General features: G+C 45.6%; 21 protein-coding genes. 8 read left to right on the top strand and 13 right to left on the bottom strand.

Annotation, left to right across the window (positions count from 1 at the left end; all coding sequences use genetic code 11):
• Nucleotides 1-39: 39 nt before the first annotated feature.
• Nucleotides 40-1,365 (bottom strand): D-serine ammonia-lyase, encoded by a 1,326-nt coding sequence (locus tag F6X55_RS03700; RefSeq protein WP_202616111.1) that lies wholly within the window; start codon nucleotides 1,363-1,365, stop codon nucleotides 40-42.
• 478 nt (nucleotides 1,366-1,843) lie between these two features.
• Here F6X55_RS03700 and F6X55_RS03705 point away from each other — a divergent pair, with 478 nt between their 5' ends.
• The 3 genes from F6X55_RS03705 to F6X55_RS03715 all read left to right on the top strand — a co-directional run bounded on the left by F6X55_RS03705 (nucleotide 1,844) and on the right by F6X55_RS03715 (nucleotide 4,284).
• The gene (locus tag F6X55_RS03705) at nucleotides 1,844-2,491 is read left to right on the top strand and encodes an HAD family hydrolase (RefSeq protein WP_026771544.1); all 648 of its coding nucleotides are present in this window, start codon (nucleotides 1,844-1,846) and stop codon (nucleotides 2,489-2,491) included.
• An 84-nt stretch (nucleotides 2,492-2,575) separates the two neighbouring features.
• Nucleotides 2,576-3,034 (top strand): hypothetical protein, encoded by a 459-nt coding sequence (locus tag F6X55_RS03710; protein ID WP_051382067.1) that lies wholly within the window; start codon nucleotides 2,576-2,578, stop codon nucleotides 3,032-3,034.
• Between the two features lie 281 nt (nucleotides 3,035-3,315).
• Nucleotides 3,316-4,284: an N-acetylmuramoyl-L-alanine amidase family protein gene (locus tag F6X55_RS03715; RefSeq protein ID WP_051382068.1), complete on the top strand. Its 969-nt coding sequence runs from the start codon at nucleotides 3,316-3,318 to the stop codon at nucleotides 4,282-4,284.
• A 56-nt stretch (nucleotides 4,285-4,340) separates the two neighbouring features.
• On the opposite strand, the gene F6X55_RS03720 is transcribed toward F6X55_RS03715, so the two are convergent.
• The 4 genes from F6X55_RS03720 to F6X55_RS03735 all read right to left on the bottom strand — a co-directional run bounded on the left by F6X55_RS03720 (nucleotide 4,341) and on the right by F6X55_RS03735 (nucleotide 7,757).
• Entirely contained in the window at nucleotides 4,341-5,117 is a 777-nt protein-coding gene (locus F6X55_RS03720; RefSeq protein WP_026571934.1) for a YibE/F family protein, read from the bottom strand.
• Nucleotides 5,114-6,259, bottom strand: coding sequence for a YibE/F family protein (locus F6X55_RS03725; RefSeq protein ID WP_026771545.1), 1,146 nt, complete (start codon nucleotides 6,257-6,259; stop codon nucleotides 5,114-5,116). The genes F6X55_RS03720 and F6X55_RS03725 overlap by 4 nt, the downstream gene beginning before the upstream one ends.
• A 267-nt stretch (nucleotides 6,260-6,526) precedes the next feature.
• Entirely contained in the window at nucleotides 6,527-7,162 is a 636-nt protein-coding gene (locus F6X55_RS03730) for a DUF4937 domain-containing protein (protein ID WP_026571936.1), read from the bottom strand.
• Nucleotides 7,163-7,319: 157 nt separating this feature from the next.
• Complete coding sequence (locus tag F6X55_RS03735) at nucleotides 7,320-7,757, bottom strand: GNAT family N-acetyltransferase (protein ID WP_026771547.1); 438 nt, start codon at nucleotides 7,755-7,757, stop codon at nucleotides 7,320-7,322.
• Between the two features lie 331 nt (nucleotides 7,758-8,088).
• Here F6X55_RS03735 and F6X55_RS03740 point away from each other — a divergent pair, with 331 nt between their 5' ends.
• Nucleotides 8,089-8,265, top strand: coding sequence for a hypothetical protein (locus F6X55_RS03740; protein ID WP_237648591.1), 177 nt, complete (start codon nucleotides 8,089-8,091; stop codon nucleotides 8,263-8,265).
• 116 nt (nucleotides 8,266-8,381) lie between these two features.
• Here the strand turns inward: F6X55_RS03740 and F6X55_RS03745 are convergent, their stop codons facing one another.
• Genes F6X55_RS03745 through F6X55_RS03760 form a run of 4 tightly spaced genes read right to left on the bottom strand, consistent with a single transcriptional unit; the run spans nucleotide 8,382 to nucleotide 10,353 of the window.
• On the bottom strand, nucleotides 8,382-8,561 hold the full coding sequence (locus tag F6X55_RS03745) for an H-type small acid-soluble spore protein (RefSeq protein ID WP_026771549.1): 180 nt from the start codon (nucleotides 8,559-8,561) through the stop codon (nucleotides 8,382-8,384).
• Nucleotides 8,562-8,609: 48 nt separating this feature from the next.
• Nucleotides 8,610-9,746 carry a zinc-dependent alcohol dehydrogenase gene (locus F6X55_RS03750; RefSeq protein ID WP_026571940.1) on the bottom strand — a complete coding sequence of 379 codons (1,137 nt, stop codon included), beginning with the start codon at nucleotides 9,744-9,746 and terminating at the stop codon, nucleotides 8,610-8,612.
• 25 nt (nucleotides 9,747-9,771) lie between these two features.
• Complete coding sequence (locus F6X55_RS03755) at nucleotides 9,772-10,131, bottom strand: spore coat protein (RefSeq protein ID WP_026571941.1); 360 nt, start codon at nucleotides 10,129-10,131, stop codon at nucleotides 9,772-9,774.
• Between the two features lie 15 nt (nucleotides 10,132-10,146).
• Nucleotides 10,147-10,353, bottom strand: a complete 207-nt coding sequence (locus tag F6X55_RS03760) for a hypothetical protein (protein ID WP_026571942.1) — start codon at nucleotides 10,351-10,353, stop codon at nucleotides 10,147-10,149.
• A 124-nt stretch (nucleotides 10,354-10,477) separates the two neighbouring features.
• Here F6X55_RS03760 and F6X55_RS03765 point away from each other — a divergent pair, with 124 nt between their 5' ends.
• Both F6X55_RS03765 and F6X55_RS03770 read left to right on the top strand, forming a co-directional pair.
• Nucleotides 10,478-10,684, top strand: a complete 207-nt coding sequence (locus F6X55_RS03765; RefSeq protein ID WP_153462024.1) for a hypothetical protein — start codon at nucleotides 10,478-10,480, stop codon at nucleotides 10,682-10,684.
• The gene (locus F6X55_RS03770; protein ID WP_026571944.1) at nucleotides 10,681-10,977 is read left to right on the top strand and encodes a spore coat protein; all 297 of its coding nucleotides are present in this window, start codon (nucleotides 10,681-10,683) and stop codon (nucleotides 10,975-10,977) included. Before F6X55_RS03765 ends, F6X55_RS03770 begins: the two co-directional genes overlap by 4 nt.
• A 343-nt stretch (nucleotides 10,978-11,320) precedes the next feature.
• Here F6X55_RS03770 and F6X55_RS03775 read toward each other — a convergent pair whose 3' ends face one another.
• The 4 genes from F6X55_RS03775 to F6X55_RS03790 form a co-directional block, all read right to left on the bottom strand.
• Nucleotides 11,321-12,895 carry an FAD-dependent oxidoreductase gene (locus tag F6X55_RS03775; protein ID WP_153462025.1) on the bottom strand — a complete coding sequence of 525 codons (1,575 nt, stop codon included), beginning with the start codon at nucleotides 12,893-12,895 and terminating at the stop codon, nucleotides 11,321-11,323.
• A 319-nt stretch (nucleotides 12,896-13,214) separates the two neighbouring features.
• Nucleotides 13,215-14,384, bottom strand: a complete 1,170-nt coding sequence (locus tag F6X55_RS03780; RefSeq protein ID WP_153462027.1) for a M24 family metallopeptidase — start codon at nucleotides 14,382-14,384, stop codon at nucleotides 13,215-13,217.
• An 18-nt stretch (nucleotides 14,385-14,402) separates the two neighbouring features.
• On the bottom strand, nucleotides 14,403-15,380 hold the full coding sequence (locus tag F6X55_RS03785) for a cyclodeaminase (RefSeq protein ID WP_153462029.1): 978 nt from the start codon (nucleotides 15,378-15,380) through the stop codon (nucleotides 14,403-14,405).
• On the bottom strand, nucleotides 15,377-16,357 hold the full coding sequence (locus tag F6X55_RS03790) for a pyridoxal-phosphate dependent enzyme (protein WP_026571948.1): 981 nt from the start codon (nucleotides 16,355-16,357) through the stop codon (nucleotides 15,377-15,379). Before F6X55_RS03790 ends, F6X55_RS03785 begins: the two co-directional genes overlap by 4 nt.
• 174 nt (nucleotides 16,358-16,531) lie before the next feature.
• Here F6X55_RS03790 and F6X55_RS03795 point away from each other — a divergent pair, with 174 nt between their 5' ends.
• Entirely contained in the window at nucleotides 16,532-17,509 is a 978-nt protein-coding gene (locus tag F6X55_RS03795; protein WP_026571949.1) for an NAD(P)H-quinone oxidoreductase, read from the top strand.
• A gap of 386 nt (nucleotides 17,510-17,895) precedes the next feature.
• Nucleotides 17,896-18,912, top strand: coding sequence for an LLM class flavin-dependent oxidoreductase (locus tag F6X55_RS03800; protein WP_026571951.1), 1,017 nt, complete (start codon nucleotides 17,896-17,898; stop codon nucleotides 18,910-18,912).
• The last annotated feature ends 289 nt before the right edge of the window (nucleotides 18,913-19,201 follow it).

The raw sequence follows: 19,201 nt of genomic DNA on the forward strand, positions 1-19,201 counted from the left end.
TCCACAGGAGCCCTTTGCAAAACGCTTGTTATTCGAGGGTTATTTCTTTTCAGCAAGCTGCCTCCCCTTCTGATAAATCACTTCCCGTTCCGAATCAGGTACTAATGCCCCGCCTGTTGCCCAAGCGACATGGACTCCATCCGGCACTGTGTGCGATAAACGTGAATCTTCCTGTATCCGCCTTGGTCCTGACAATCCCGCCGCTGCCGACGGCTCCAAAAAAATACCTTCCTCATTCCATAGCTCATAAGTCAACCGATAAAAAGTATCATCGTTTTCGGTGTAAATTCCGCTTACCGTGTGCTGACTGACAGAGGAAGCAAACCTGGACGGCCTTCCTACCGCAAGGCCGTCCGCTGCGGTCCGGTTATCCAAGCCGAAATCCTGGACAGAAATACCTTCATGAAGACCAGTCGATAGTCCAAGCAAGACTGACGGTGCATGGGTCGGTTCGACAAATAGGCAATGAACCAATCGGCCAAACAGTTGTTTTAAACCATATGCAATGCCTCCCGGCGCCCCGCCGACACCACAGGGCAAATACACAAAAAGCGGTTTTTGTTCACTGATGAAAATATTTTCTGTTTCCAACTGTTGTTTTAATTCAGCTGCTGCTACGCTGTAGCCTAGAAACAAATCTTTCGAATCTTCATCATCGATAAAATAAGCAGCAGGATCCGTTTCTGTCAGCTGTCTCCCTTTTGTGATGGCTTCACTGAAATCTCCTGCATATTCGTGCACATGGGCACCATGTTGTCGCAGCAAGTCTTTTTTCCACTGCTTTGCATCGTTCGACATATGCACATGCACCTGAAAGCCGAGCGCCGTTCCGACAATCCCTATACTGAGAGCTAAGTTACCGGTCGAACCGACTCCAATAGAATGCCGGTTGAAAAATTGCCTGCAGGCTTTGGAAGCGAGTTGACGATAATCATCGTCGAGCTTGAGCAACCCTTTCTGAAGCGCAAGTGATTCGGCATGTTTGAGTACCTCATACATGCCCCCCCTCGCTTTGATCGATCCGGCCACTGGAAGCTGGTTGTCACATTTCAAATAAAAAAGGCAGTCTTCTGTCAGTTCCTCCATGCAGTTCGACTGATACCGTTCCAGCCTGTGGAGCGGTGATACAATTTTCCCTTCTGTTTCTTGCAAGGAAGGGAATAGTTTTTTCAATAAGGGAGCGAATCGCTGCCATCTTTCCGCCGCATCGGTTATATCCTCTCCGTTTAACTTCTCCATTTCTGGAAGGTCTCCACGGACTCTTTTGTTTTCCCAGTATACGGGTTCATATTGTTTGACTTGTGCCAGTAAAGGAATTCGGTGAATCCAGTCACTGATTGTCATTCCTGCAACTTGTCTATCCATTTGTCACCCTCCTCTATTCTTATATTAATCTAATGCCTTTCCCGGTTTCATTTCAAACGTATGCATGATCGTTCTGATAATATGGTTAAAAAAATCCTATGGTCCGACGTTTAAACGGTGATTGAGAATATCCGGGCTTATAATTCAATTGCAAGCATTTTTACGACTATGGCAGTTTTTTCATAGATTGTATGCTTATGCTCGGCCCCCCGCCCCTTAATCTTTATTGATTGGCTGAAGAGCTTTATCGTCGTGCCTTTCTTTCATTTTGATCTTCATCAATCGAATGATAAAGCTTTTTTTACTCGTTTCTTTCGCTCGCTGAAAAAAATTAAAAATTGGTTGTGAGACCGGAATCACAAAAATGCAACCAGTCACTCAGACTTATGCAACTTTTTTTTATTACCTTTTTCGGGTATAACATCAAAGACTGGAACAGACGATAGCAGAAAAAACTCCAGAAGAAAGGATGTAATCCATGAAAGCAGTCATTTTCGACTTTGACGGAACACTGGCGAACACACTTCCCGTCAACATATACGGATTTCAAGAGGTGTTCAAAAAATATGATCAAAAAGACTATTCAAAAGAAGAAATCAAAGAAATGTTCGGCCCGCCGGAACCGGAATTGATCGAACAGAACTTGCAGAGCAATGAGCTGGAGGAGGCTGTCGCTTTTTATTACCAGCAGTATGAAGCAAATCATGACCGGTTGGTCGACAATAATCAGGAAATCGTGCAGATGCTTGCCGAACTAAAAGACAGGGGGGTGAAGCTGGGGGTCGTCACCGGGAAATCCCGGAAAAGCTTTGAATTTTCTCTCGCAGAACTTGATATGAAAAAGTACTTCGATGTACTGATCAGCGGCGATGATGTCAAGGATGCCAAGCCGGCGCCCGAAGGGATACAGCAAGCGTTGAAAAAATTGAACGCCGCACCCGACGAAGCCATGTATATCGGGGACAGTGACGATGATATGAATGCCGGCAATGAGGCAGGCGTTCACATCGGCGCCGCAAAATGGCTGCCCGAATACCAGTCATCGGAATATTCCGTGGAGCCTGAAGCGGTATTCCATGAAGTTTCCGGCCTGATTGATTTCTTGGAAAAAAAGGATGTCGATTGATCGTCGGTCTTTACCAAACCAGTACACTTTTGCATAAAAATACCTGCATTGGGGGAAGGCTACCTTCGACAAACTCAAAAGGAGATGATTCCCCTGAAGCAGCTTTTTTGGATTGCCTTGCTAGGACTCGGCTTGTACTATTACCTTGGAGAGGACGAGCCGGAACGACAACAGCAAACCAGTCCGGCGGATACACCCCCTGTGGAAGAGGTTACTTCCCTTGACGCACGAAGCGAGCAGAAAATCGCAGATGGTGTGGGGAAAGTACTGGAAGTCCTCGAGGAACTGGCAGCCGCTGTCAACAATCAACCTGAACAAACGGAAACCATTAACCAATTGGGGAAAACCCTGTCTGAGGAATGGGACACTATCGAAAAATCAGTGGAAACCAACTTCCCAGACGATTACAAAAACATCGAAGATAGTCTCTATCCTTTGATTGCACATGCACAAAAACAAACACCGGATGTGGACCAAATCAAACAGTTGATTTCAGAAGTGAAAGAAAAACTGACAGCTTTCAAGCAAAAACTGTCTACCTGAGCCAGAGAAGAAATTCCCGCCAAGGCCATAAAATGGTCCGTGGAGAATTTCTTCTTTTTTCGCCTTAGCCTTTTTAGATCACCCGTCTTCTCCCCCCTTTCTATTTTCCTATTCCCCTACTATCTTTCTTACTATTTTTCCATTGAAAGTACTATTTTGCTAGATTTTTCACTATAAATAATAGAAACCGTGTTTAAAAGAATTGCAGACTGGGTAAGATGGTGAAATATCGCGCTAGAAAGCTGCGGCAGGAAAATAGTTTGATAGAAAGGGGTTTTTTGATGAAACGATTAATCACTTTGACAACAGTGGCGGGGTTGATGCTTCTCTTCTTGTTGCTCGCTCCATCGGTGATGGCGGCGGACAACGAGACTTATATGGTGGACGTGGTGGACGGTTCTTCCCTTTTGATCCGTGACGAGCCTTCCGGCAATGGAAAAGTAATCGGGAATCTGCAAAATGGCGATATGGTCACCGTGTTCGATGAAGCTTACGGATGGGCGAAAACTTATTATGACAATCAGGTAGGCTGGGTAGCCTCCCAATACCTTGTCCCGCTGGAACAGGGTCATGATTCTTTACATAAGCGCAAGCAAACAGCAATGTATAAAAAACAAAATGTCAGCAAATCGGCAGAAAATAAAGCAATGCAAAAAGAGAATTCTGACGCTGTCAAAAATGAGCAGGAGCAAAACCAGACAGTCGAGCCATTGACAGGATACACCATCGTCCTGGATGCAGGGCATGGCGGCAAAGATCCTGGCGCCATCGGGTTCGACGGGACATATGAAAAGGATTTAACGCTGACAACGGCTTTCAAAGTGGCCCAAAACCTGGAAGCAAGCGGTGCCAACATTGTCATGACCAGAGAAGATGATACGTATATTTCGCTGGAGAACCGGATCAAGCTCAGCAATCGTTCGAGTACAGATGCATTTATCAGCTTTCACTATAACTCATTTCCGGTCAGTACAGTCGGTGGAATCAGCACCTATCATTATACAGACAGCGAAGACTTGGAATTGGCAGAATACATTCAATCAGGGATAGTCGACCACGTCTCTCTCAAGGACAAAGGAACGAAACGAGCAGACTATCGTGTGCTTAAGAAAAACAGCGATTTGTCGGTTCTGATAGAGCTTGGTTTTATCTCCAATCCTGCAGAGCTTGGGGTAATCAAGACCGAAACCTATCAGGATAAGGTGGCTGCCGGCATCAGCGAAGGAATTCAGCACTATTTCAGCAACTGACACAACAAACCCTCCGGTTTTATGCCGGAGGGTTTCCTGTTTAACAACGCACAGACCTAATTGGCGGCCCCACTCTTCTTTCTAGTCCGTACCAGCGCAAGAGCGGTAATCCACGAAGTGATCGGAATGACGATAGCCACTCCCATCCCCGCACAGAGTATGCCGATCATTTCTTCCGCGAACACCTTGGAGTTGATAATCTCGCCAAGCGAATAAGCCAAATCTTTATACCAAATCAATAGAGCCAAATATCCTCCCATAAAAGCAAAGAATACTGTATTCGTATTGGTGCCCAATATGTCCCTCCCGATACTTATACCAGACACAAACAGCTCTTTTCTGCTCATCGAGGGGTTGTGGTAAAATATTTCCCGCATCGGCGATGAAATCGAAATGGCAACATCCGTTATTGCCCCGATTGTACTCATAATGATGACCGAAGCTGCAATCTTCACATAATCCACGCCAATATGCATCGTAAATACATATAGTTCGCCCATTTCTTCATCACTGAACCCTTGGATCATCGATCTGTCCGTCAGGAAGACAATAAGAAACAGCAACAATACAATGGTGATAACAGTGGAAACAAAAGCCGTTTTGGTCGTGATATTGACTTGGTTAATAAAAAAGAGTGTTATGCAACTAATAAGGGTACTGGCAATGACCGTCAAAATAATCGGATCGTTATCACGCCCGAGCATCATGAACAAGATGACAATCAGCACGCCAAAGTTCAACATGATGGCGAAAAATGATCTTGCTCCCTTTTTCCCTCCAATACCAATCATCAGTAAAAACAATATAACCGCCAGCCAAACTAAAGTGTTCATGATTTCGCCCGCTTTCGATTAACAAAAAATATCGCAGTGTAAAGCCCGATGGGAATGGTCAGTACGATTCCTATTCCACCGGCTAAAGCCCTGGCTAATTCCAAGGAAAGATTCATGGAAAACGTATAGGACACTGGGTACTCATTTTTCAAATACAAAATCATGGTCGGAATCGAGCCACTGATATAAGCAAAAAACAGGATGTTGGTCATCGTGCCCATAATGTCTTTTCCAATCTCCATCCCGGAAGTTCTCAGCGCTTTGACTGCAATGTTTTTATTTTTCTCATACAGTCCGAAAATGGAGGAAGACATCGTAATCGCCACGTCCATGACTGCTCCCAAAGAACCGATCAATATGCCTGCCATGAACACTACTTGTGGCGGTCGTGTCAAAAAGCCCATTTCCTCGTAACGCAGCCCTTTTTCAGCAGTGATCCACATGACGAAATAAGTAATCAGCAAAGAGGTCAATGTTCCTAACAGGGTTGCAGCTATTGCAGCGTATGTTTTTTCGTTAAAGCCGTTGACAAGCAGTAACGAAGTCAAGGTAAATAAAACAACACTGCATGCACACATCAACAACAAGCCGAAATTTGCGTACTGGATATACATATCCAAGGCGTAGGAAATCAACACCGCATTGACGGCCAAGCTGATGACAGAATACAAGCCTTGTTTTTTGCCGACAAGCAATAAAATGAACACAAACAGCCATGCTACAAGCAGGATATACTTGTCTCGTTTGACATCCAGAATAGTTCCGGTCAACTCTGCATTGTCGTCTTGGCTGGCAGGATCGATGGAAACAAATAAATCGTTTCCTTCCCGGTATGCCTGACTATAGGTGGCCGAAGAAGAATATTCATTTGTTAAGCGAAGCTGCTGTCCTTTTTTATCGCCATTCATGATTTCTGCTAAAATCTCTTGTGTAAAAACTTCATCCTTGTTGCCGTGCTCTGCTGTTACTTCTTTGTGATCAATCTGGTTTGTTTCCGTTACTTTGGCAATCGGCCGATCATAAAAGGAATAGTTATGATAAACAAAATACATAGAGCAGGCAACAAGCACAGCAAACAGGACGACAGCCAAAACATTGCTGTATGTAAGTTTCTTCCTTGCCGTTTCTATTACACGGACCATAATACTACCTCCTACATTCTATACGGCATCTCGTGTAAGAGGGTATTTCCGTTTTTCTCAGAGAAGATAAAAACGTGATGAAATATCATTGCACAGGATACCCTATCCACAGGGAAATAATGAAATTAGCATAACAGTCAATCTTTCAGGCCGTCAAGTTAACGCCAACCCCCGGTGCACACGGTATTTGGAGATTATGCGAAAGGTATCTCTGACCCTCTTCAAGGGAGAAATCGCCAACCGGCACCGTTCTTCTATCCTGCCTGGTTATATACTGACCCGCCAGCTTTCTTCGACGCTGAACTGTTCTCCTGTCAGGACAATGACGTCTTCTTTTGGATTTGCCGCTTCCAAAAGGGATGGAAAAAAATTGTCCATATATTGTCGGTGAGCGTATTCGCTTTTCCAGCCTGATAACACAAGAAACTGACTATCAACCTCTCGGGAACGACTGAACACACCACCCAGCATCCCCTCGGCCTGTTGCATGCCAGGATTCCATATATCCTGTTGGTTTTTTATGAATCGGGGAATACATTCACGTTTCACTGTAGCTAGCGCAATCCGTAAAAAATCGGCTTCTGCCAGAACACGGCGGATCGGTAAACCCTTCTCCGATAAAGTGAATTGCTCTTCATACAACTCAATCGTTATGGAATTATATGGTTTTTCTTGAGTGGTTCCGACGATTTGGTCATGGCAGTGATCCATAAAATACTGGTAAGCATGGAACGTTTCCCAAAACGAGTAGATGGAAGCCTTAGATGAATCCGTTTCTTCCCAGCCGCCAAGCTGGCAAAGGAAACCATCACATCGTTTCATGGTATGCCACATGGTTTGTTGTTCATCAAATGACTTTTTCCTTTCAGGAGGTACATGGCATGATATCTTTTTAATAATCAAGTTGGACACCTCTTTTTATCATAATGCTGCAATAGAAGTGGACTGAACTGACGAGCCTGCTTTATCTATTGCTTTACCCAAATTTCTGGTGACGTATATCCTCTGAAGCCGGACATTCATCCGCTGTATTTTAATAAGTTTTGGCAAAACCACCAACTTATAACTCCATATTCATCGTGATGGTCTTTTCTGTATATCCCAGCTTCTTATAAAGGTCGATTGCTTTGTTTTCCGTATAAACACTCAGGCGCACTTCCCTGAACCCATCACTTTTAAAATGGTCACGGACAGTATTCATCAATTGTTCGGCAATTCCTTTTCCTCTATAATCCGGAAGGACAAACAGTTCATAAACAAAGCCGAATGCCTTGTCCGTAAACGAATCTTTTCCGCTGCCAACTAAAGCCCAACCCAGCAATTGGTCTTTTTCAAATGCGGCGCAATAGCGACCACCCTTTTCCAGTACATGCTCAATCAATTTTTTCGTCTTAACTGCATCTGGTGTTGATTCCCCTGTCGTCCCTTCCTTTATCGCTAGTGGGGATAAAGTAAAAATCCATTCCAGCTCAGACTCGTCAGGTTTTCTTATTTCCATCTGATTATTCTCCTTCCCTCTTTCCACAATCGACCTTATGCTGTAGATCACTTCTGTCCTGGGTCGGTCGGCCGTTAACACTAAGACTAGTTTTAATCTTACCATAACCTTCCATCACTCCAAACCACGTAAATCATGATAGGAAAATTCCATTTCTTATCTGCTCATTCCCTTCCTCCCAAAATATGTTAAACTAGAGTTATCAATAGAACAGAAATTAGGCAAGGAGGGGTAGCTTGCTTCAAATCTTTCTCACTATACTCACTGTGATTGCACTTGTTTTCTCTATCAGCATGAACGTAAAAAAAGAAGGAAAGCAGGGGTAACCGGAATGAAGGCCGCATTGACACCGATTTGTTTTTATTTGATCGCTGTCACACAGCTGCTGGCCTACTGGTTGGACTTTTTGGGCATCATCAGCTGGACGATTACCGTGTTATTATTGATAATTGGAGCTTATTTCACAAAATATTTACCGGTCAAGGAAGATGGCGAGATACAGTTTTAACCCTTAGATAAAAAGAACACTACCGAAGAAACCCTATAATAAAAAAACGGAACGAATTCGTTGGAGATAGAATTCGTTCCGCTTTTGTTTTTGTTCCGGACTCTATTCGTTTTCATTTATTGTTCTAATAAGTCTTCGAGACGAACACTTTGTTTTGATTCCGGCTCCTCGAGCGGATGGATGGTTGCCATTCCCGCTCCTTGATCGACGTGTTCAATATACACTTTTCCTCCCTTGTAGGTGACATCCACCATCATCTCGGAGGAAGTGATTTCTTGGGCACGCTGTACATCCATAAATGGACCTCCTTTCCTTTACGTTTTTTGATAGAAGAGGATTTTGTGTTAAGGCTTCAAAACGACTTTAATACAGTCTTCCGTCTTCGTATCAAATATTTCATACCCGTGTTTTGCTTCATGCAATGGCAGCGTGTGCGTTATAATGTCGCTTAAATCAACTTTTCGTCGGGAAATAAGCTCGTGAAGGTATGGCATATAGTGGATGACAGGCGCTTGTCCAGTTCGGATGTTTACATTTCTCTCAAATATATCTCCGAAAGGAAATGCATTATATCTGGCAGAATAGACACCTGTGACTTGAATATTACCACCTTTTCGTACAGCCTGACTGGCCATTACCAATGCCCCCATCGAGCCACCTTGCAGTTTCAATCCGGAAGCGAGAAATTCCAGATCAGTCATTTTTCCATCCATACCCACACAATCTATGACGACATCCGCCCCGCCTTTGGTCATTTCATGAAGATAAGCACCGGCATTTTGATGGTCTTCAAAATTGACGATTTCCACCCGGTTCGTCCGTTTCGCATGTTCCAGTCGATAACCGACGTAGTCAACGGCAATCACTCGTTTTGCCCCTTTCAGCCAGGCGAATTTCTGAGCTAAAAGTCCGACCGGACCACAGCCTAAAATGATGACTGTATCTCCTTCCTTCATGCCGGAGTTATCGACACTCCAGTACGCCGTAGATCCCGCATCCGATAGCAATACCAGGTTATCGTCGTCCACTTCACTATCTTCGGGGATTTTAAACGGAGTGAAGTTACCATAGGGTACCCGCATGTATTCTGCTTGTCCACCAGGGTAGCCTCCAGTAGTGCCTGAGTATCCGAAATAGGCACCCATCTCGCCATTATCATTGGCGTTGTCGCATTGGCTTTCCAACTGGTTTTCACAAAACCAGCACTTTCCGCAGCTGACGTTGAACGGTACCACGACACGGTCGCCTTTTTTCACCTTGGTGACCTCTGGCCCTGCTTCTTCCACGATCCCCATCGGTTCATGTCCTATGATGTAATTTTCTTGGGTGTTGGGAATCATGCCATGTATCAAATGTAAATCGGAGCCACAGATGGCGGTATTGGTCAGTTTCACTATGACGTCATCGGGTTTCTCTATTTTGGGAGCCTCGACGTCTTTGACGACAACATTTTTCACTCCCTGATACGTTACTGCTTTCATGGTCTCTATCTCCTCCGTTTTCCTCTTATTGCGGTGGTGTCGGGAACAGACCTTTCCGGTTATTATTTTCAGGAAACAGGTCGAGGCCGGCAATATCGACCGCGGTCTGAGCGGATTTCAAATCAAGCATTTGCTGTTCGGCAACGTCATATGGATGGAACCATTTTTTCCTTACCATCAAATCAGTGACTTCCGTTTGAAAATCGAGGGCAGCTTCCATTTGGTTCCGAATGGTCGTGCGTACCTCCGGACTGGCAGCCTCCGTCAAAGCTACTGCATGGTTGCGAATGGCTTCCTTGATGGTGATAAGCAAGTCGAGCGCTATCGCTGAATCGATTTTCTCCGGCATGCCGACCGAATTGATTGGATCTAAGTAATCATTCATTTATTACACCTCCATTCACTGTGTCTTTGCGTATGGATAAAGACGCTGAATCTGTTTAATGTCCATAACCGACATTTCGACGTTTTTTTCCAGCAGTGCGCGAAGATCCTGGTCGAATACAATTCCCTGCATCATTTTGGCTTTTAACAAGGCAACAGTCTTTAAATTCAACAATTCATGCAAATCCATGGTTTCATGAAAAGCTAAGTCTTCCTGTCCCATCGGAATCCTCCTAGAATGTAATAAACTAAGTGATAGTTTCTCTCAAGCCGCTAAGTTTATACGCTGAATAATTGCGGTAAAGTGATGCAGTCTAAAAAAAACAAAAAAGATGGGAAGTGAACAAATGACGAATCAATTGGCACTCCATGAACGGTTAGAACTGCATGAAATACTTACGTTCAAAAATTTGTGTCTGACAAAGTCTTCCACCATGCATGGATTGGTAGGATGTAAGCAGTTGAAATCGATCTTGGAAACAGATGTCAGTGAAGGAAAGGTGCATATAGAACAATTGAATCAGTTGTTAGAACAAGAGGGGGAAGGGGCATGACAAACATGCTGCAGAAAGTGGCCGGATTGAGCGGGATGACGGATCAGGTAATCGCAACCGATTTTTTGATTACCACTAAATCCGCTGTACGGAATATGACATTCGCGTTGACTGAGGCCGCAACTCCGGAAGTAAGAGATGTTTTGCGGACCCAATTGAATTACGCCATTGAAGCCCATGAAAAAATCAGCCACTATATGATGGATAAAGGCTACTATCATCCAAGCGATTTGGAAGAGCAGCTCGAGGTGGACTTGAAGACCTCCAAAGCGGCATTAAAATTGGCGGATTGAACGAAAGGACTACAAAAAAGGACCTAGTCTCTTCTATATAGAATTCGAGTGCGCCTGTTTAAGGTGCGCTGGCTAATTCCGCCAGACCTTATGGCAACCTTTTCCGACAAACTTATGACGTGTCTCGACCCGACGTGTCGGTCTTTTGCCACACAGAGACTTAGCTGAAGAACTCAAAGGAATCAGTGCTGAGGCTGGATATCTCTGAATTTTATTCTTATCTTTTAAAAAGTGGCTGGGACAAAAGCTTGGCCACCAAAACAAAAACCGAACGATTCGTTCGGTTTTTATGTTGGTAACGATGCATTTGTCCCAGTTTCTTTTCTTTAAACACGTTGCCCCTTCAGTAACCGGAATCCTCTGAAAAAATATTATCGAAGAAAGTATGTTCATCTTTTTGCAGCGGCTTTTCGGCTGGTCCTTCCACCACTTCTCCCGTATAAGAAAATCTGGACCCATGACATGGACAATCCCACGTGCGGTCACCATGGTTCCAATTCACTTCACACCCCATATGGGTACAGGTCGTATCCACGACATGCACTTCTCCTCGGTCATCCCGATAGGCACCTTTGCGCTTGCCATGGATGGTGACAGCCGCTCCCTGGTCCCTCGACAAGTCATGGACTTTTTTCACCGGCAATTCAAGCTTCCCCTTGATTAAGTGCTTGGCCACGTCTACATTCTCTTTGATGAATTTTCGCGCTCTCGGATCGGCTTGGAAACGTGACGGGGCAAACAAGGAACGGTATGGTGATTTTTTATCCATCACGATGTCCCTCAGCAGCCTCGCTGCTAAAGTGCCGCTAGTCATCCCCCACTTCCGGTATCCAGTGGCGATTAGTACGTTCGGCTGGCCGGCGGTCACCTCCCCGATATAAGGAATTTTATCGAGCGTTGTCAAATCCTGTGCCGACCAGCGATAGAGGATTTGCTTCGAGTGCAAAACTTTCTCACTGAAGGAAACCAGCGCTTTATAATATTCCAGCGTGTCCTTTCCCTGTCCGGTTTTATGACTTTCGCCTCCTACCAGCACGATGTTTTCTTTGCCCGCAGTTGCGGCGCGAAGAGAACGGCTCGGCTGATCGACGCTCAGATACATACCGCCAGGATAGTCTTGTTCCGACTTAACAGCCATCAGATAAGAGCGATCCGCATACATTCTTGTCGAGTATAGGCCTGTGCCCTCATAAAAAGGGAAATGCGTGCAAGCCAAAACATGATCACCTGTCACACGAAAACCGTCTCTTGTTAAAACAGCGGTGCCTTTGTCTGTACGTTCTACATTTACAGCGGTTGTCCTTTCATAGATTTGACCACCTGATTTTTCAGTTGTTTCCAAGAGTTTTACCAGGTAATGCAACGGATGATATTGCGCCTGATTTTTCATGGAAAGGACATTCTCCACCTTTTGATCAAACGGAATTTCACTTTGCAGCTCGCCACTGATTCCGAGTTTTTGATAGGCATCGTATTCTTTTTCCAGCTTTTTGGCATAGTCTGCGCTGGTCGCATACAGATAAGCTTCCTGCCGGATAAATCCGCATTGGATATCATGTTCTTTTACCGTTTCAGCGATAAATTCAAGAGCATCTGTGTTTGCTTGGTAATAATGCCCGGCTGCCTCTTCTCCGAAATGACTGATCAATTCATCGTAAATCAAATTATGCTGGGCCGTTATTTTGGCAGTGGTATGGCCAGTCGTTCCATTCAACAACCGATCGCCTTCCAGCAAAGCGACCTTCACTCCTTCCTTGACGAGCAAATACGCGGCTGTTATTCCAGTAATTCCTCCGCCAACGATGACGACATCGACCTGTATATCTTCTTGTAAAGGAGAGTATTGTGGGATTTCCGAGCTCTCCAGCCAATAAGAGTCCGGAAATTTCGGCAATACCTTTTCGCCTTTCTTCACCATGGGTATCCCTCCAAGTAAAAACTATTCACCTGTATTGTTCACTTGGGAAGGGAGATTATACCATTTTTTACGTTAAACATGATTCACCCATACCAAAGTGGCTTCATTCGATTAAAATGTTGATGGTCCTCCTGGACAACCGCCAACCGCTCGAGCATGTTTTCCAGTTAAAAATATATCAAACCGCTAGTGAAAAAAACGGAAATGAACATGTGAAAACAGAAGCGGGCTGGACAAAGGTCCGCTTCTGTTTTATTCGGATTGCTTGCACTTACATTTGTCACTACGTCGATTTCTGTCCCCTTAGCCTAAGAAGCAGTTACTTGACAAATAGTTTTCGCGGAAAATCGGTCAACGTGGCGCTTCCTGTTTCGGTGACCTGGAACGTCTCACTGATTTCCATCCCGTAGTTGTCGAACCAAATGCCGGGAATCAAATGAAAGGTCATGTTCGGCCGGAGTATCGTTTTGTCGCCTGCACGGAGACTGGCAGTATGCTCGCCCCAGTCAGGAGGATAGCTGAGACCAACAGAGTAACCGATCCGCGAATCTTTGATGAATCCGTGTTTTGCGATGGATCTCCTCCAAACTTCCTCTATTTCCTCACAGGTGAATCCTGGCTTTACAGCGTTCAGGGCGTCATTCAACCCCTCCACCACTACTTCTGCCAAGTCCTTCACTTTTTCCGTCGGCTTTCCAAGACTCACAGTCCGGGCTAACGGAGCGTGGTACCGTTGATAACAACCTGCTAGTTCGACGATTACCGTATCTCTTATCTTGTAAGGCTGATCTGACCAAGTAATGTGCGGAGAAGAGGTCCTTTTCCCTGCCGGAAGAAGCGGAACGATTGCGGGATAATCGCCGCCGAAGCTGGAAGTACCGCTGATTTGGGCATGATAAATGTCGGCCACCGCATCATTTTCCCTGCGTCCGGGCTCGATTGCTTCCACCGCCTTCTCCATTGTCTGCCCGGCAATCATTGCCGCTTTTTGCATGAGGTGAATTTCTTTGTCCGATTTTACCATCCGTAAATAATTGACCAAAAGTGTAGCATCGTGAAATACCGCGTTTGGCAGCCCTATTTCCAGTTGGATCAGCGCTTTGGCGGTGAAGTAATAGTTCTCCAATTCCACACCGATACGGCAGTTTCCTTTTCCCATTTTATCCAGGACCCTGGCAATCGCATCCATCGGGTGCAATATCGCGGATTGGATATAATCCTCGTTATAAAATAAAATATGCCGGTGCTGAAGCCAGGTGGTTTCCTTCGCTGCATTTGCATCCTGCTTCCGGCCAATCCAGCGTGGTTCTTCTTCTTCAGGCAGGACGACCACCATTTGGTGAACGTAAAACGACCATGCATTATAGCCGGTCAGGTAATTCATATTGGATGGATTAGTGACCAGCAGCACTTCGATACCGTCAATCGCCATTTGTTCCTTTGTCCGTTTTAGACGTTCTTTATATTCTTCCTTCGTGAACACAGCCAGCCCCCCTGCCTTCGATTTTCAATAAGTCGTCCCTGCGCCATTTTCAACAAGCAATTGATAGGCATAAGCAGCAATCATTGTATCCTGCACACCTGTTCCAGTTAAATCACAAACAGTGATGGTGTCTAACTCCTTTCTTGCCGGGCTCACTCCCGAAATTATCGCCCCTAATTCCTCGATAGGTGTTCGTCTGTCCAAGGCATTGGCTTTATCGGCATGATGGAGCTCGCCGAGGCTGCGGCACTGCGATTCGCTGTCACAGACAATTCTATCCGCTTTTTTAAAAATAGCAGGATCCAACTCATTCTTGTGCGGGGCATCTGCTCCTACTGCTGTAATATGCAGTCCGGGATGGAGCCATTCTGCCTGAACCAAAGGAGACTCTGCGGATGTCGTGGTGATCACCAGACTGCTCTTTTGGACTACCTCTTCTGCCGTGCCGCAGACAATCACTTCCCCCTCGTAAAAACCTCTTACATCTTCAGCAAATCTACAAACATTAGCAGCATTCCGGCCGTGGACGAACAACTTGGAAAACCGTCGGACTAACTGCAATGCTTCCAGCTGATAGCGCGACTGGGCACCTGTTCCGATCATTCCTACTGCCTCCACTGCCTCATTGGCCAATAAATCAGCTGCAACAGCTCCGGCCGCTGCAGTACGTAAATGTGTCAGATAACCATTGTCCAGCAGTACCGCCAACGGCATGCCTGTTTCCGCACTGAATAGAAGCATCATCCCGTTTCCGCTCGGAAGTCCTAATTGACTATTTTTAAAGAAGCCTGTCGACATTTTCACCGCAAACTGCTCCACACCGTGTATGTAGGCAGATTTAATATCGATTTCTCCATGCTGTTCCGGAAAATCGATACGCATGATGGGCGGCATGGACACCTCCCCTGCAAATAAGCGGGAGAATCCTGTCTCGACAGCTTTCATTATTTGCAGGTTTTGCTGGACATGAGCACGAATTTGGGCTTCCGTACAAACAATCATTCCTGTTCTCCCTCCCTTGCCTTCCTAAATTGTTGCCAATCCAGATTATTGCCGGTAACCATGATGGCAGTGGACTTTTTCCTGGCCGATCGTTCCTTCAACACAGCGGCAACACCTGCCGCTCCCGCCCCCTCCGCCACAATCCGCTCCTGTTCAAGCAAAAAGGTCATCGCCCTGACGATGTTCCGTTCCGAAAGAAGGATTAACCGATCCATATATTGCTGTACCATCGTAAATGTATAAAGATTATCCAGATTGATTCCTCCCAGCAGACTGTCCGCTACCGTTTTTTTCTCTGGCAAGTCGATTGGCTGTCCCTCTTTAAGACTCTCATACATGGCGGATGCCCCTTCGATCGATACTCCTGTTACCAGTACGTCTGGCTTTAGTTGTTTTAATGTAAATCCGATTCCGGCTATCAGTCCTCCCCCTGATACTGGAATAATCACCTCTTCCAGTTCCGGCAGGTCGTCTAACAGTTCAAGAGCGATTGTTCCCTGGCCGGCGATAATGTCCCGATCGTCGAAGGGCGGTATGATCGTCAGGCCATCCTGTTCCTGCAATTGCTGGCAACGTCGGGCCGCATCGTCCTGACCATCGCCGACAATCTCGATTCTCGCCCCCAGCCTTTGAAGGGCTGCTATTTTCGCTTGCGGGACTCGATTGGAAATACAAATCACAGCCGGGATGGACAGCTTCCGGGCGATAAATGAAACAGCCATGCCATGGTTGCCAGTCGAGTAGGTCGTGACCCCCTGCCTGCGTTGTGCTTCTGTAAGCTGCAGCATTTTATTTGCCGCTCCCCTTATTTTGAAAGAGCCAACCTCATTGATTGTTTCTAACTTTAAATATGCGTCCATCCCAGCATGCTCCGAGAGTACAGGTGCTTTAAGCAGCGGAGTTTTTGCGACAAGCTTCGAAATCCGTTCTTGGGCAAGACGTATATCGCTCAATGCCACTTCATGATTGCTATTCATACAGGACCTCCCTGCAAATGGTCATTTCTACATTTATATATCGCGTTCATCCCGTCTATGCTTGTGAATCGATTTTACGCCGGTTCAAATTTTTCTCGTAGACGATAGAGCTGTGATAGGATGAAAACGTTAGGGAATCATTAAAAATACCTGGTGATAAAGGAGTCTTTCATGATGCGAGTGATTACAGTCAAAAAGCCGGGCGGCGCAGAGCAACTACAGCTGAGTGAACGCGAAAAACCAAAATTGAATTCCGGTGAGCTATTGATCAAAGTGGAAGCTGCAGCCATCAATAGGACGGATATTATCAATCGTCAATCTTCTTCGGGCTATTTAAACCTGGATGTATTGGGAATTGAAGTAGCAGGCATCGTGGAGGAAAGCGGCAGCGATACAGCAATCGAGCCTGGCACAAAAGTAATGGGGTTGGTAAATGGCGGAGGGTATGCTGAATATGCCGTGATGCCTGCCGATCGTGCAATGATCATCCCGGACAACCTCTCTTTCGAAGAAGCGGCAGCTATTCCGGAAGTATATTTAACCGCTTATCAAACGTTATTCTGGCTTGGGGAACTGCAAGAGAAAGAAACCGTTCTGATCCACGCAGGCGGAAGCGGTGTCGGAACCGCCGCCATTCAATTGGCCAGACAGCTGGCAGATGCGCATATCATCACGACTGCAGGTTCAAGTGAAAAACTGGATTTTTGTAAGTCCTTAGGCGCTGACCACACCATCAATTATAAACTGCAGGAGTTTGACAAAGAGGTACTGGCTGTTACCGACGGGCAAGGTGCAGCGGTCATCCTCGATTTCATCGGTGCCTCTTATTATCGAAAGAACTTGAACAGTATCCAGATGGATGGCAGGTGGATCTTAATCGGCTTGCTAGGTGGCGCTCAGCTGGAAAATGTGAACTTAATGGAAATGATGAGCAAACGCATCCAATGGAAAGGTACCTTGCTCACTCCGAGGTCTGATCAATATAAGGAAAAACTCACAGCGGACTTCGCAGGAAGAGCTCTTCCCTTGTTTAAACAAGGCAGATTAAAACCGGTCATCGATAAAGTGTTTCCGATGGAAGAAGTCCAAGAAGCACACCGTCGCATGGAGAGCAACCAAAACATCGGTAAGATTATTTTGAAAATGGATTAGTCCATAAGTTTTGCTTCGAAGCGAATCCCCAGGGGTTCGCTTTTTTCCTAAGATTATTTCGCATGGATTGATGCTCTTCAACACTTGGAATAGGTATTATTTACAAAAAAGCATTTGCAGCATACTTTTTCATAAAGGGACACTGGAAAATAAACTTGTGAAATTTTCAGATTGGCCACTGTTGATTCCGGGATTAGAATCGGTCGTGCCTGCGGGAACAGCGCGAGCCGATATCCACTTGGTCAAGTGAACTTCTTGATCTTTTGGATCCGTAGACTTGAAGTATAGAAGCTTGTGCCTCTTCTAATCAAACAGATTATTGGACGGTTTAATCGATTAGCCGTATCATTTAATGGCAGTGATTTACAAAAGGAGTGTAACTATATATGACTACCGATCAGGCAAAGCTTTTTAACAATATACCGTTGTCTGTCCTTGACCTTGCCCCTATCAATGAGGGAAGCGATGCCGGACAATCCTATAAAAATACAGTCAATCTGGCACAGCACGTCGAAAAGTGGGGATACAACCGCTACTGGCTCGCTGAACATCACAACATGCCGGGGATTGCCAGCTCAGCCACTTCTGTCGTAATCGGCCATGTGGCAGGTGCCACCGACCGTATACGGGTTGGCTCAGGAGGCGTCATGCTTCCAAACCATGCGAGCTTGGTAATAGCCGAACAATTCGGAACCCTTGAATCTCTTTATCCGGGACGGATAGACCTGGGTCTGGGTCGTGCCCCGGGTAGTGACCAGGCAACTGCATATGCTTTGCGTCGTACCTTGAACACGACACCAGAGGATTTTCCGCAACAGGTGGAAGAGTTGGAGAGTTACTTTGACGAAAATTCTTCAGCCAGAGTGCGTGCCTATCCAGGGACCGGTTTGAATATCCCGATTTGGCTGCTTGGTTCCAGCGGATTCAGCGCCAGGTTATCTGCCGTGAAAGGATTGCCGTTTTCTTTTGCCAGCCATTTTTCACCTGATTACACTTTGCCAGCTTTAAAAATATATCGGGACAACTTCCAACCTACGGCATCCATGGAAAAACCATATGCCATGCTTGGGGTCAACATCGTGGCAGCCGATACGGACGAACGGGCGCAGTACTTAGCCACTTCGCAGCAACAGCAATTCCTGAGCATTACACGCGGCCAACCGTCCAGACTGCAGCCCCCAGTGGAAAACATCGACGACTTATGGGCTCCACATGAAAAGGCAGCAGTCGCAAAAACGCTCGAATCACCGGCTTCTATTATAGGTGGTCCGGAAACAGTCAAACAAAAGCTGGAAGCATTCATCAAAGAGACCGATGCTGACGAACTGATCATCAATTCTCAAATTTTCCATCACGAAGACCGGCTGCGTTCTTACGAAATTGTCAGCGAATTAATGAAGTAGGCAATACTAATAAATAGCCGGACGGGTTATTTCCCGAAAAACATCAGTGTTCTTATCATACACTGATGTTTTTTCATGCCTGGCCACCGAAGGACATGTGTTTTCTTCTTGGTATATGCGGCTGTTCATGTCGAGCTTGTTTACAGCACGCCTTCCTGCATGGCTTCTATTAAAAAGGGACCAGGATAAAAATATAGCCCAAAACTAATTTCGAACCAAATTCCAAATTGCTAATCGAATACGCTCGGTTAATTTGGCCACTATATTTTTGGCACAGCCCTGTTCCGTA

Source organism: Sediminibacillus terrae (genome assembly GCF_009602435.1).
Taxonomy (GTDB): domain Bacteria; phylum Bacillota; class Bacilli; order Bacillales; family Amphibacillaceae; genus Sediminibacillus; species Sediminibacillus terrae.

Bases quoted from the DNA above. Each gene is read 5' to 3' on its own strand.
- F6X55_RS03700 (WP_202616111.1), bottom strand. From the start codon at position 1,365: ATGGATAGACAAGTTGCAGGAATGACAATCAGTGACTGGATTCACCGA.
- F6X55_RS03705 (WP_026771544.1), top strand. From the start codon at position 1,844: ATGAAAGCAGTCATTTTCGACTTTGACGGAACACTGGCGAACACACTT.
- F6X55_RS03710 (WP_051382067.1), top strand. From the start codon at position 2,576: ATGATTCCCCTGAAGCAGCTTTTTTGGATTGCCTTGCTAGGACTCGGC.
- F6X55_RS03715 (WP_051382068.1), top strand. From the start codon at position 3,316: ATGAAACGATTAATCACTTTGACAACAGTGGCGGGGTTGATGCTTCTC.
- F6X55_RS03720 (WP_026571934.1), bottom strand. From the start codon at position 5,117: ATGAACACTTTAGTTTGGCTGGCGGTTATATTGTTTTTACTGATGATT.
- F6X55_RS03725 (WP_026771545.1), bottom strand. From the start codon at position 6,259: ATGGTCCGTGTAATAGAAACGGCAAGGAAGAAACTTACATACAGCAAT.
- F6X55_RS03735 (WP_026771547.1), bottom strand. From the start codon at position 7,757: ATGGAAATAAGAAAACCTGACGAGTCTGAGCTGGAATGGATTTTTACT.
- F6X55_RS03740 (WP_237648591.1), top strand. From the start codon at position 8,089: ATGAAGGCCGCATTGACACCGATTTGTTTTTATTTGATCGCTGTCACA.
- F6X55_RS03745 (WP_026771549.1), bottom strand. From the start codon at position 8,561: ATGGATGTACAGCGTGCCCAAGAAATCACTTCCTCCGAGATGATGGTG.
- F6X55_RS03750 (WP_026571940.1), bottom strand. From the start codon at position 9,746: ATGAAAGCAGTAACGTATCAGGGAGTGAAAAATGTTGTCGTCAAAGAC.
- F6X55_RS03755 (WP_026571941.1), bottom strand. From the start codon at position 10,131: ATGAATGATTACTTAGATCCAATCAATTCGGTCGGCATGCCGGAGAAA.
- F6X55_RS03760 (WP_026571942.1), bottom strand. From the start codon at position 10,353: ATGGGACAGGAAGACTTAGCTTTTCATGAAACCATGGATTTGCATGAA.
- F6X55_RS03765 (WP_153462024.1), top strand. From the start codon at position 10,478: ATGACGAATCAATTGGCACTCCATGAACGGTTAGAACTGCATGAAATA.
- F6X55_RS03770 (WP_026571944.1), top strand. From the start codon at position 10,681: ATGACAAACATGCTGCAGAAAGTGGCCGGATTGAGCGGGATGACGGAT.
- F6X55_RS03775 (WP_153462025.1), bottom strand. From the start codon at position 12,895: ATGGTGAAGAAAGGCGAAAAGGTATTGCCGAAATTTCCGGACTCTTAT.
- F6X55_RS03785 (WP_153462029.1), bottom strand. From the start codon at position 15,380: ATGATTGTTTGTACGGAAGCCCAAATTCGTGCTCATGTCCAGCAAAAC.
- F6X55_RS03790 (WP_026571948.1), bottom strand. From the start codon at position 16,357: ATGAATAGCAATCATGAAGTGGCATTGAGCGATATACGTCTTGCCCAA.
- F6X55_RS03795 (WP_026571949.1), top strand. From the start codon at position 16,532: ATGCGAGTGATTACAGTCAAAAAGCCGGGCGGCGCAGAGCAACTACAG.
- F6X55_RS03800 (WP_026571951.1), top strand. From the start codon at position 17,896: ATGACTACCGATCAGGCAAAGCTTTTTAACAATATACCGTTGTCTGTC.